This is a genomic window from Glutamicibacter sp. AGC84, from assembly GCF_053543575.1.
On record NZ_JBLVOC010000003.1, the window covers coordinates 27,694 to 40,456 of the forward strand.

9 protein-coding genes are annotated in these 12,763 nt (G+C 61.2%); 4 read left to right on the plus strand and 5 right to left on the minus strand.

Annotated elements, in window-relative coordinates; all coding sequences use genetic code 11:
• Positions 1-322: 322 nt before the first annotated feature.
• Both ACNPN0_RS01230 and ACNPN0_RS01235 read left to right on the plus strand, forming a co-directional pair.
• Positions 323-811: an FBP domain-containing protein gene (locus tag ACNPN0_RS01230; protein WP_105658599.1), complete on the plus strand. Its 489-nt coding sequence runs from the start codon at positions 323-325 to the stop codon at positions 809-811.
• Positions 812-1,374: 563 nt separating this feature from the next.
• Positions 1,375-4,446, plus strand: coding sequence for a S8 family serine peptidase (locus tag ACNPN0_RS01235; RefSeq protein ID WP_448938474.1), 3,072 nt, complete (start codon positions 1,375-1,377; stop codon positions 4,444-4,446).
• Between the two features lie 90 nt (positions 4,447-4,536).
• Here ACNPN0_RS01235 and ACNPN0_RS01240 read toward each other — a convergent pair whose 3' ends face one another.
• The 4 genes from ACNPN0_RS01240 to ACNPN0_RS01255 all read right to left on the minus strand — a co-directional run bounded on the left by ACNPN0_RS01240 (position 4,537) and on the right by ACNPN0_RS01255 (position 8,874).
• Positions 4,537-5,802: a glycoside hydrolase family 3 N-terminal domain-containing protein gene (locus ACNPN0_RS01240; protein WP_448938473.1), complete on the minus strand. Its 1,266-nt coding sequence runs from the start codon at positions 5,800-5,802 to the stop codon at positions 4,537-4,539.
• A gap of 69 nt (positions 5,803-5,871) precedes the next feature.
• Positions 5,872-7,164: a Y-family DNA polymerase gene (locus ACNPN0_RS01245; protein WP_448938472.1), complete on the minus strand. Its 1,293-nt coding sequence runs from the start codon at positions 7,162-7,164 to the stop codon at positions 5,872-5,874.
• Entirely contained in the window at positions 7,154-7,570 is a 417-nt protein-coding gene (locus ACNPN0_RS01250) for a LexA family protein (protein ID WP_105658603.1), read from the minus strand. The genes ACNPN0_RS01245 and ACNPN0_RS01250 overlap by 11 nt, the downstream gene beginning before the upstream one ends.
• Before the next feature lie 83 nt (positions 7,571-7,653).
• Complete coding sequence (locus ACNPN0_RS01255; protein WP_448938471.1) at positions 7,654-8,874, minus strand: hypothetical protein; 1,221 nt, start codon at positions 8,872-8,874, stop codon at positions 7,654-7,656.
• 99 nt (positions 8,875-8,973) lie between these two features.
• Between ACNPN0_RS01255 and ACNPN0_RS01260 the strand changes: the two genes are divergently transcribed.
• On the plus strand, positions 8,974-9,828 hold the full coding sequence (locus ACNPN0_RS01260) for an NAD-dependent epimerase/dehydratase family protein (protein WP_448938470.1): 855 nt from the start codon (positions 8,974-8,976) through the stop codon (positions 9,826-9,828).
• Positions 9,829-9,929: 101 nt separating this feature from the next.
• On the opposite strand, the gene ACNPN0_RS01265 is transcribed toward ACNPN0_RS01260, so the two are convergent.
• Positions 9,930-11,207 carry an NAD(P)/FAD-dependent oxidoreductase gene (locus tag ACNPN0_RS01265; RefSeq protein ID WP_105662422.1) on the minus strand — a complete coding sequence of 426 codons (1,278 nt, stop codon included), beginning with the start codon at positions 11,205-11,207 and terminating at the stop codon, positions 9,930-9,932.
• Positions 11,208-11,530: 323 nt separating this feature from the next.
• On the opposite strand from ACNPN0_RS01265, the gene ACNPN0_RS01270 reads away from it, so the two are divergent.
• Positions 11,531-12,736, plus strand: a complete 1,206-nt coding sequence (locus ACNPN0_RS01270) for a hypothetical protein (RefSeq protein WP_448938469.1) — start codon at positions 11,531-11,533, stop codon at positions 12,734-12,736.
• The last annotated feature ends 27 nt before the right edge of the window (positions 12,737-12,763 follow it).

A 12,763-nucleotide genomic window follows, 5' to 3' on the forward strand; every position in this document is an offset into this window, starting at 1 on the left:
GGGGGCCCCCCCCAAACTGCTTTAACCGTGATCCCAGTCATTGGCCTAAGCCAACCGCACTTGTTATGGTTATTCCGGAAGTGCTCAGAATCAATGCGTGGAGAACCACAGGAGGGAGCGGTCGGCTATGCAAGCCACTTTGACGCTCTGCCCGTTCGTCTGCGTATCGAACGGGGTTGGCAACACATTTTCCGCTTAAGGCTTCTGCCTTAGGCAATGTTCTAGTGCCCCCAATTTTTCGTTCCCTTACAGACCTCAACACCTTGACGATTCGTGATTCCGTGCGCCTATGAAGCGCGTGCGGATTATTTGAGGATTTCCCATGCAGCCATTGACCGAAAAAACCATCCGCTCTTCCTTCATCAACGCCAGCCGCCAAGAAGCGAAGAAATTGACCCTGCCCGAAAACTTTGCCTCCCTCGAGTGGGATTCGCTGGAGTACCTGGGTTGGCGCGACCCGAAAATGATGCAGCGCGGCTACCTGCTCCACACCGATGAAGCGGGGCAGACCCGCGGCATCCTCTTGCGCCCCACCGACGGTGGCCGCAAGCCGACCAACGCCACGATGTGCGAGATGTGCCGCGATGTGAACATCCCCTGCGCGGTAGGCATGTGGACGACCAAGCGCGCTGGCCAGGCTGGACGTGACGGCAACACCTTGGGAACCTTGATCTGCCTGAACTTCGAGTGCTCCCGCAATGTGCGGATTCCGCCTCCGAAGAATCCGATCTACCCGGACCCAATGGTTGTCGTTGCCGAGCGCATCCAGCTGCTCGACGAGCGCGTGCATAGCTTCCTGAACCGCCTCTAGGCAACCGCAGCCTTTAAGCCGATTCCGGCGCCGCCCGCCCAGCAAGTAGTGAACTGATGAGTAACAAAGCGTCCAAATTTTCTCAAAAATGGGCGGGCCCATCAGGCCTTGCTGGGCGGGTTTGTCGCAGTGGTTCGCGGATTTTATTGTGAAATTCCCAAGCCAGCACAATATCCAGCCAAAGGTTACTATTCAATAACCCCTTGATATATGAGCTACGTCACCTAAGATTCCAGCTATGGGTATACGCACTAGCGGACGTTTACCCCGGACGATCATCAAGGCTCGCACCGCTTTTATGTCGCCCGCCCATGACGGGAGCAGCACCGCTATCCAGCCCAGCTAGGAGAATCATGGTCACTCGCCGCACGCAGAGAGTGCCGCGCCTGATTTTGGGATCAGCCACTGCGCTTGCACTGGCTGTTACCTTGTCAGGACCGGCAAGCGCAGCAGGAATCCCCCAACCAGGCGACGGCGAAAATGCCGCGTCCCTGCCAATCACCAGTTCATCAGCGCTGTCCAACCTGAAAGTCTCCGGACCTCTTGCCAAATCAACTGGTGAAGTGTCTGTTTACGTTCAGTTCCAGGGTGATGGCGCCTTCGAGACGGTGAAGAAGTCCGGCAAGAAGAAGGACACTGCCAAGGTCAAGAAGATCGGCAAGGATGTCAAGGCCAAGGGCAAGCAGCTGGCAGCCGAGGCCAACTCGAAGGTCATCTACACCACGCACAACGCACTGCAGGGTGTCGCACTGACCGGTGATGCCGCTGATCTGCGCAAGCTTGCACAGCGTAGCGACGTTGCCAAGATCAGCTCCATCGTTCCCAAGAAGCCCTCCAACCGCAGCTCGGTAGTTGACACCGGCGCCCTGGAATCATGGAAGTCCCTGGACAAGACCGGTGACGGCGTCAAGGTGGCTGTACTGGATACCGGCGTGGATTACACCCATGCCAGCTTCGGCGGCCCGGGCACCTTGGAAGGCTACAAGGAAGCCCAGGCCTCCGATGAGCTGCCCGGTGCAGATTCGGGCCTGATCGACACCAACAAGTTCATTGGCGGTTGGGATTTGGTTGGCGATGACTACAACGCCAACTCCGACGATCCCACCTACCAGCCAATTCCGCATCCGGACCCTAACCCGCTTGACTGCCAGGCTGCCGGACACGGCTCCCACGTTGCCGGAACCACCGCAGGCTACGGCGTCAACGCCGATGGCTCGACCTTCACCGGGGACTATTCCTCGCTGGACGCCGACGCGCTGGCGCAGATGAAGGTCGGCCCGGGCTCGGCCCCTGACGCACAGCTCATCGGCATCCGCGTCTTCGGTTGCGGCGGCTCCTCCGCCGTAGTTGGCCAAGCACTGGACTACGTACTTGATCCGAACGGCGACGGCGACTTCTCGGACCGCGCCGACGTGGTCAACATGTCCCTTGGTTCGGATCATTCCCCGGCCAACGACCCTGAAAATGACATTGTCGACGCCCTGAGCGCAGCCGGCATCCTCTCGGTTGTCGCTTCCGGCAATGCCGGCGATGTCACCGACGTGGGCGGTTCGCCGGGCAACTCGCGTTCCTCGCTGACCGTAGCCAACTCCGTTGGCTCGCACGTCACCCTGGACAAGATCCAGGTTGATGGTCCCGACAATGTCGCCGGTTCGGCCTCGGGCCAGTACTCGGCGAACTTCAACTACACCAATGCTGATCCGGCCACCTTGTCCGGAGAAGCAGTGATGGCTCCGGCCGATAATGCATTCGGTTGCGACGCATTCGAAGAAGGTTCACTGGAAGGCAAGTGGGTTTGGCTGCAGTGGAGCGAGAACGGCGAGTTCCCTTGCGGTTCCGGCGCCCGCTTCAACAACGCTGAAGCCGCCGGTGCCACCGGTGTCCTCTTGGATGCAGAAAGCAACCTGTTCGATGCAGGCATCGCCGGCAACGCGACCATCCCAGGTGCGCAATTCACCTTGGACGAGTCGAACAAGCTGCGCCCAGCAGCTGAAGCTGGCACGCTGCAGGTTACCCTGTCCCCCGAATTCGTTGGCGGTTCCTCCAGCGAGTCCGGCGTTGCAGACACGCTGAATTCCTCTTCCTCGCGTGGCGTCCACGGTTCCAACGGCGTGGTCAAGCCGGATGTGGCTGCCCCAGGTACCCAGATCGGCTCGGTTGGCGTGGGCACCGGTACCGGCACCGCCGTGATGACCGGTACCTCGATGGCCACTCCATTGGTTGCTGGTATCGCCGCGCTGGTTCTGGAAGACAGCGACTACACCCCATATGAAGCCAAGAGCATCATCATGAACACGGCGGCCACCGACATCAAGGCCGCCAATGGCGAAGCCTACGGTCCGAACCGTGTTGGTTCCGGTCGAGTGATGGCCGATGCAGCACTCCAGAGCCCTGCTTTCGCCTACGATTCCGAGGCAGCGGATCTGACCAGCGTGGTCTTCGGCGTTATCGAGCTGGGAGGCAAGAAGCCGTTCAGCGCGCAGCGCGAAATCACCATCGAGAACACCAGCGGCAAGGCGCAGAGCTACGATGCCAACTACGTGGCCGCTACCGAGATCCCAGGCGCAAGCTTCACCTTGGATCGCAACAGCGTCACCGTGCCGGCCGGCGGCAGCGCCAAGCTGAACGTCACCCTGAGCGTTGACCCGCAGCAGTGGGCCAAGACCATCGATCCAACCATGGCTACCAGCCAGTCCGGTCTGGCTCGTGCCTGGGTTGCCGATGCCAGCGGTCGCGTCGAGCTGACTGCCAGCGATGCTCCGACCCTGCGCATTCCAGTCCAGGCAGCACCCAAGCTGGCTGCCGACATGGAGGGCAAGCTCAAGAAGCTGAAGAAGGGCGCGGATACCACCACCCTGAGCCTGAAGGGCAAGGACATCACTGCTGGCGAGGGCGCTACTTCGGTCACCTCCCTGCTCGGTGCCTTCGAGCTGGGGGCTTCGAGTGAACGCGGCGACGATTCGCTGGACAGCATCCCGGCGGCCCGTTCCGTGGACCTGCAGCACGTTGGCGCATCGAGCACCGCTGCCCGCACCGGCGTGGCTGATGGCCTGCTGAACGTCGGCATCTCCACCTGGGCCAACTGGGCCCACCTGGCTGGCGGCACCGAGCTGGATGTCGAGATCGATACCAATGGCGACGGCGAAGCCGACTTCGTTACCTTCAACGCCGCATTCGACGAAGTTGACCTTGACCTGGCAGCAACCTTCAACCTCGCCACCGGCGAGCAAGTTGATCTGCAGCCAGTGAACGGCATGCTCGGCGATGTCGATACCAACAGCTTCGACACCAATGCAGCGGTCTTCCCGATCTCCCTGTCAGCCCTGGGGCTCGATGAGGATTCGACGGAGATCTCCTACCGTGTTCTGGGCTACTCCTGGTACAACACCGATGAGAACGGCTCGATGATCCCGGTTGACCAGACCGACTGGATCGACTTCAACGTGGCAGCGCCACAGGTTGATTTCGGTGCAGAAGGCACCTTGTTCACCGATCTGTCCGGTACCCAGATCCCGGTGACCGTTGCCGACAGCACCAAGGCATCGAAGGCACTGTTGCTTCACCTGCACAACGGCAATGATGACCGCGCACAGGTTCTGGAAGTAACTGACGGAAAGAAGAAGGGCAAGAAGTAGGCCTTCCACCTCCCAAGAGCAGGCCCGGGGAACTTCCTAGCGAGTAAGGAAGAGCCCCGGGCCTACACCTTTAAGATCCAGCTGCGCAGCTTATTGCATGCGCAGCTTCTCTTCGAGAACCAGTACTGCGGCTTCTCTTACCTGGGCCGCGAATTTCCCATCGGCCTTGGCCTCGGCTGCCAGGGCCTTCGCCATGGTGATGGCCGGAGCCGATTTTACGCATAGCGGAACAGTTCCGCCGGCGGCCACGAACTTCACTGCACGCTCGCCCACCGGCAGGTAGCCGACCTGCTTGGCTTCACACAGATCATCGGAAATCACGATTCCCCCATAACCCATTTGCTCACGCAGCAATCCGGTGATGATCTTCGAAGAGAACGGTGCATCGTTCTTTCCATCGAGCCGGGAGTAGCGGGCGTTGGAGACCATGACCCAGGACTTGCCCTGCTCGATAGCCTGCTCGAATGGCTGCAGATCGCTGGAGTCCGCATCGATCTTCGTATCGGTCACCTGGGTACTGGTATCGGTGTTCCCAGCGACCCGGCCCAATCCGGGGAAGTGCTTGACTACCGGTTGCACGCCTTCGGAGCGCAGCGCTTCGTTCACCGTCGAAATGGCCTTGGAGACCCCCGAGGCGTCATGCGCGTACTCGCGGCCAAAGTAGCCGATGGGTGCGTTGCCGGTGCCGATACTGGCAGGAACAACGTCAGCCACCGGAGCCAGATTCACGTTGATGCCGGCTTCAGCCAGTTCTTTCCCGGCGGCGCCCACTTCACGCTCCAGCTTCGATACAGGCCACCCTCCCTGCGTCAACGCAGTCGGCAGATCGGTGAAACCGGGGCCCTGGAGCACCCGGACAAAACCCCCTTCCTGATCGGTGGCCACCCAGACCGGCAATTGCCCGGGAATGCCGGACTCCAAGCCCTGGGTAATTTCCCGGACCTGGGCGGCGGTCTGCTTCACCGGCAGTTGCGAACGGCCGCGCAGGAAGACATTGGAAATTCCCTGCTTCTTCATCGCAGAAATTTCCGCAGCGGTTGCTCCTGTTGCCGGGACACCGGCCATCACGAGGCTCGCTGCCTGTTCGCTGGCGCTCAGCTCGTCGGCCAGCGCTTCTGCTTGCTGGCGCAGCGAGGGTTCCTGGCTGCGGCTAGGCGATGGGCTTTCTTCGGCCCCGGAGTTGCCGGACGGGCTGGGAGTTGCCTGCTGCGCGGGAGTCCCCGTACTGCTCGGGCTGCTGGAACTGCCCGCGGACGTGCTCGAAGCTGGTTCTTGGGCATTCGGCGCACTGCAGCTAGCGAGCATCACCGTCATCAGGATTCCGACTGACATGAGCTGCTTGGCACGGGTAGTCATGAGATCATCCTCCCACCGTAAACTGCGAAGTTGCCGAAGAGCCGAGAACCTTTTGCCATGGGCAGAACGCTAGGCACGCACCACCAGCAGTTCATCCCAGTCGGTGGTGTAGCGCTGCGAAATATGCTCTCGTTTCATCGACCATTCAGGGATTTTGGCCATCCCGGCATGCCCCAGGCCAATGGATTTAGCACCGAATCGAAGGGAAATATCCTGGACTACCGAAGAGACGTTCTCTTGTTCCTCGGCAGCCGGATCGGGACTCTGGCCAAAGAGATCCAGCTGTTGCTCACCCGGAGAATCGCTGAGGCCGGAGAGGATCACTCCCCCGCGAACATAGTCCATTCCCGGTTTCATCAGATCCCGCATCGCGGCAATTGCCAGCTTGCTGAGCACGATGGGATCCCGCGTCGGACGCGGCAGGCGCACCTGGGCACTGGGGAATGAGGCTTCTCCCCGGGCGAAGCGGCTGGTGCCCGCGGTGACGGTAAGCAATGAAGCGTACAGGCCTTCGCGCGCCAAGCGGCCGGCAGCCTTCTGCGCATAGATGGACATGACTTCTTCCATCGCCTCATAGGTGCGCACCGGCGTGGAGAAGGAACGGGTGAACATGACCTGGCCGCGATCCGCGCGTTCCTCCACCGGACCGATGCAACGTTGCCCGTTGAGTTCGAAGACCGTGCGCTGCAAGACGACAGAAAACTTCTTGCGGATCGCCAATGGGTCAGCTGCTTGCAGGTCCGCGATGGATTCAATGCCCATGGCTGCCAGCTTGGCACCGGTTTTGCGGCCCACGCCCCAGACATCGGTGACTGGAACCCGGTTCAGGATACTGCCCAGGACCTCGGGATCCATGAGCTGCTGGACGCAGACTCCGCCCAGTCCCGGATTGTGCTTGGCAATATGGTTGGACAGCTTCGCCAGGGTCTTGGTGGATGAGACACCCACGCAGACTGGCACCCCGATAGTCTGGTCAATGGCGGCACGGATCTGGGCCGCAGTGCTGCGCACCTGCTCCAGGTTGCCTTCCAGGCCGACGAAAGATTCATCGATGGAATACACCTCGTGCCAGGTCCCGAAGCGTCCGAGCAATTCCATGACCCGGGCAGAAATGTCCCCGTACAGTTCATAGTTGCTCGACCGCACCGCAAGGTTGTGGGAGTCCATATAGCGTTGGACCTTGAAGAAGGGTTCCCCGGTAGGAATGCCCAGATCCTTGGCTTCCTGGGAACGGGCCACCACGCAGCCGTCATTGTTCGACAGCACCACCACGGGACGATTGCGCAGCGAATAGTCGAAGGCCCGCTCGCAGGAGACGTAGAAATTGTTGACGTCCACCAGGGATACGTGGTCAGCGGACATGATGCAGGCACCTGGTAATGACGCCGAAGACGCTGACCTCATCGCCTTCGGCCAGTACCACGGGCAGGGGCGATTCATCGCTGAGCAGCCCAACCTCGTGGCCGTCAATCTGCCAGCGGCGCACCAGCATCTGCCCGTTGAGGTTGACGATGACCACAGAGCCGTGGCGCACGGCCAGCGATCGGTCCACGATCACTTCATCGCCGTCGAAGATACCAGCTGACCGCATGGCGTGGCCCGAGACGCGCATGATGAAAGTGGAGACACGGTCACGGACCAGCAACCGGTTCAGGTCCAGTCCGCCGTCAAAATAATCGCGTGCTGGCGAGGGGAAACCCATCGCGGATACCGCTTGGACCGGCCCTTGGGTTGCTCCCGGAGGCATCAGCTCCTGTTCTTCAGCCACACCCCACCACTTTCTAGTACAAATATTCGAATACTTGAATTGTAGCGCGTTATCCAGCAACCTTCATGTTTCCGGCGAGCGCGCTAGCCCCGGGCCTCGGTGGCAGAGGTCCTCCCATGGACCCTGGCCTGCGCTTTCCAGCTGTACAACGCGGCGGATAAAACGATAACCAGCAGCGTCGCGGCACCGGAGATCACGATAATTGCCCTGGCCGGGCCAATCAGCAATCCCGGGGTGCCGATGAGATAGCCCAATGCGACCATGATGTTGATGAGCATCCGCAGCTGCGCCCAAGCAGCGCCATGGCGGGCTTCTGGCACGTATTCGTAAATGGCTGTTCGCACTCCAGTATTGTGCAGTCCATTGCCCAGCCCGCCAGCAAGGAACACCAAGGCCAGGCCAGCCGCGTTGGACCAGAGCCCTTCCGTGAGGATCGCGGCGCCCACCAGCCCTCCGCCGAGCAGAATCGGCAAGGCGCTTCGGGTACCGAAGCGGCGATTTCCTCCCAGCAGGGAACCGAACACTGCGCCCACGGACCAGGCACCGAGCAATACCGCATATCCAGTGTCGTTATCGGTGATCCCGCGCAGGTAGAACACCCCCGAAACGCCTTCTGCTGCGGTAAACAGCACGATCGCCGCCACCGGCAGCAGCAAGATCCGCAATTGTGGATTGCGCGTCAATGCAGCTCCACCGGGCGATACCGGTCCACCCTGATCCGGTTCGTTCGCTGCGTCTGTTCCTGTCGCGCCGGCGGCTTGCGAGCGGGACAGGAAGATGGCTGCCAGGGCCAGTGCCAGGAATCCTGCCGCCGCGTACCAAAGCACCGCGCCGATCCCCGATTTCGCGAAGACGAGTGAAGCTATCGCCGGCGCGATGATTCCCGCCAGGGACGTCGCTACGACAAGGAAGCTGCTGGCACGAGCAATGCTGAAGCCTCCGCGGATGCGCGGAATAATCTTGAAAATGACCGCTCCGTTAACCACCGCGCAAATACTGGCCACAGGCATCAAGGCGAGGCTCGCGAAGATATTGGAGGCAATGGCCATCACCGCGAAAATCGCCACATGCACGCACAGGTTCAGGATCCACACCCGGACAAGGGCTGACCCATCCACCCAACGCCCTATAGCCGGAGCGGCAAGGATCGGCGGAACCAAGCCGGCGAGGAACAACGCGGTTACGCCCCAGGACCCCAACTGATCCGCGGATTCCAGGGTCAAGGCAAAGACCGCCATGCCCTCGCCGAGCATGGAGAGCAATGCAACCACGCAGAACAGGACGCAACGCACCGAAGACTGCACCTGCCCCCCTCCTCCGCGCGCATGCCACGCTGGCCTAAAGGTTCTAGTCTATGGGTAGGGGGATTCGCCTCCGAGGACATATCGCGCCAAAGGAGTCTCGTGAAAGTATTACTGGTCAGCTGCGGAGATGTCGCCACCGAGGCAGGACTGCGGCTCCAGCAGGAGGGCCATCGCATCACCGGCTGGCGGCGCAACAGCCAGAAGCTGCCCGCAGCATTTACCGGCCACAGCGTAGACCTGCTCGATGCCGCCCAGTGGCCAAGCATCGATCCGCAGACCGAAATCGTCGTGCTCACTCCCGTGCCGGCCACCCGCGATGCCGATGGCTACACGCGCGGCTATCTGCAGGTCGCCAGAGAACTGGCTTCTCGATTGGCAACCCAATGCCCCAATCTTCGCCGGCTTATCTACATTTCCTCCACCGCAGTGATGGGCGGCGCCAACGGAGAACTCGTCGACGAATCGGCACCGCTTGCCCCAGCTAGCCCCACCGCGCAGGTCCTTGCGCACACCGAGGCAGCGCTCGCCGGCAGCGGCCTGCCGGTAACAATCCTGCGGGCGTCGGGAATCTACGGCCCGGGCCGCACCCGGCTCATCGATCATGTCACTGCCGGAGCCGCACAGATTCCCGCGGGCTCGCATTGGACCAACCGCATCCACCGCGATGACCTGGCCGCGGCCATCGTTCACGTTGCGGCGCTGGGAGAGCAAGCCGCTGGCCTCTACCTGGCCAGTGACAGCACCCCAGCCCAGCTGGGCGAGGTCTACCAGTTCCTGGCCAAGGAACTAGATTTGCCTGCGCCGGAAGAGGCAGGACAAGCCCCGGCTCGACGTGCTGCCGACCGCCGGCTCGATAATTCCAAGCTGCTAGCCAGCGGGCTTGAACTGCAGTATCCGGGATTTGCCGAAGGCTACCGCGCGATCCTTGCCGGGGCATCAACCCGCCACGCCTAAAGCGCGTAAAAGACAGCCTTAAAGGAAAACCGGCTTGCAGCGCATCGCCATGATGCACCGCAAGCCGGTTGTTTATTCGTTCCGGGTGTGGACCGAAACGCTTAGAACCCCTTGCGCAAGGGGTTGAAGTGCCGGGCGATGCCTGGAACCTGCTGGCCAGCAATCTGGGCAGCCAGGATCTTGCCAGTCAGCGGTCCCAGCGCAACGCCCCACATGCCGTGGCCGCCGCCAACCGACACGCGCGAGGATCCGGTCTGGCCAATGAGTGGCATGCCGTCCGCGGTGCATGGGCGTCCACCCACCCATTCTTCTTTGCGGTTCTCCCAGTTAATCCCCTGGTAGACCGGGGTCGCAGCGGCAACGATGGCCTCAATGCGCTTCGGCTCCAGCTTGTGGTTGGCGTCGCGGAATTCCATGGTGCCGGCGATGCGGAAGCGATCGCCCAGCGGGGTGCAGGCAACGCGCTGGGTCGGGAAGTAGATCGGGTGCGTTGGCATGTGTTCCGGCTCCACGGTGAACGAGTAGCCGCGGCCTGCCTGAACCACAACGTTCACACCGAACTTGCTGGCCATGTCGGTCATCCAAGCACCGGTAGCCAGCACCACGTGATCCGCAGTGATTGAACGGCCTTCGGAACCGATGACGGTGACCGAGCCGCCATTGTCGCGCACATCGGTGACGTTGAAGGCTCCGATGATGTCGCCGCCGCGGGCGATGACGGATTCGGCCAGTGAATCCATGAACTTCGGCGGGTTGATGTAGCGCTGGTTCTTGATGGCTACGCCCGCAGCGACCTTATTGGACAGGGTCGGCTCGATGCCGCGCAACTCGTCGCCGGTGAGCAATTCGTAATCAACTTCGCCGCCGGTCTTCTCGATCATCTCGAATTCATGCAGCAGCGCATCGCGGTCGCTGAGCGAGGTGAATCCGGTCAAGAATGGATTTGCCGGCTTGGTCGGCTCCTGCACTCCCGGCCCTGCCGAAGTCGCCTGCGCGATTTCGTCGAAGGCATCCAAACCGGTTGCGCCGATTTCCGAGTAGACCCGCATGGCTTCTTCCCACTTCTTCGGGGTCGAGTGCCAGGCAAAACCGATCAGGAAGCGGAGCAACTTGGCATCGGCCTTCAGCGGAATGTACAGCGGGGATGCCGGGTCGAGCATCATCTTCAGGCCGTTCTTGAAAATTGCAGGCTCTGCGATGGGCAGGGTCAGCGCTGGGGTCAACCAGCCGGCGTTACCCCAAGAGGAACCGGACGCGACGCCGCCGCGATCCACGACGGTGACCTTAATGCCCGCTTCCTGCAGGTACCAAGCGGTCGACAGGCCAACAAAGCCAGCGCCTACAACAACGACATGATCTGGCACGCCTACTCCAGCCATGATCCACTCTCCTAGCATTTCGACGGCCTCTCCACACGAGCCCGCATGTCTTCACTGTCGCGCGATCCCCAGGGAAAATCAACGCGTGCTGACGATTCGTCGGTGAGCGCCACCACACCGGCGGGAGGTTCGTGTTTCTTGCGGAAAATGATTGCCTATTCCGAACTTTCAACAAGTACTACCTCCCGTACGGGCACTTTCCCCAGAGGCTGCATCACTATCGCCCATCGGGAACTTCGCCTCGAGCGCGTCCTGCGTAGACTGGAGAGAAGCGAATTACCAATCCCGCCGATCAGCCATTTCTAAGGAACTGCACCACACTCATGGCCTCACGTAAACCAGCCAAGAAGAAGCCTGCCCAGGGTCATCCCGCCCGCCGTTCCGGCGCCAGCAGCGTGCCTTTTGAATCTGAAGTGCGCCAAGCTCTTCAGCCGTTCAAGTCCTCGCTCTTCCGCCACTTCCACGAAGAGGGCCAGGCAGCCAGCGAGACCCGCGCAGCGCTCGAAGGCCTCACTACCCTGCTGACCGTGCATGCCCAGTTGCGCCAGAGCGTTGACGTCAAAACCCTGGATCCGACGATTCTGGGTGAACAGCTGGGCCACTTGACGTCGCTGGGCAAGGAAGTTTCGGAAGCCAGCGCTGCGATCCTCAAGCATTACCTGACTTTCCTGGGCACGACCGCTAATTTCGGCGGAAGCGTGGATGACTTCAAGCAGACTTTCGAATTCCTCTCCCGCATGGCTGGCGATTCACCCATCGTGGCGCCCTATCTCGAAGATGATGAGGCCAACGGCAGCCTCGAAGCGATGCCCTTCGTTTTTGCGGCTCGCGAGTTGATCAGCTGGGTTGGCGAAGGCAAGCCGACCACCCCAGCTGGCGTACTCACCGGCGATACGCTGCAGGATGCGGCCAGCGCGCTGGGCCTGTTCGTCAAGGTCGATGAATCCGCCGGCGTTCCAGAGGATGCCCAATGGGAGCCGGAAGACGGCACTGCCGTTTCTTCGCTGGCCGACATTCCACGCCTATCGGCATACTGGGACGCCCTGATCGGCACGGCCATGCTGCGCTACCAGGAACCGAACGCAACCCCAACCGAGTCGCTCAGCGATGCGCTGCTGGCATCCAGCGGACAAGGCGCCCGCTTGGTCAAGGAGCTGATTGCAGAGGTTCTCTACTCGCACATCCTGATCAACACCTTGGAGCAGCCGGGCAAGGCGCAGATCGCCGAGATGGTGGCCGGCGTGTTGAGCAATGCCGCATCATCGACACCGCCACGTGCCGAGTTCGCGTTGCAAGTTCCGACCGAAGATGACCTTCCCGCCGAGCAGCATCACCTGATTGCCAGCCTTGAGGAGGTTGTCCCCCAGGTCGAGTCCCTGCTGCGCGTCTTCGAACGCGAAGGCCTTGTCGAGATTAATGACGAGATCACGGTTCCTATGGTCTTGCGTTCTTCACTGGAACGAGCGCTGGCCAAGGTTTCTGATCATGTTTTGAAAGACACCCAAGAGGCAGAGGCTTCCGAGGCTTAACCACCAGCAACGGCAAAGGGTGCGAGA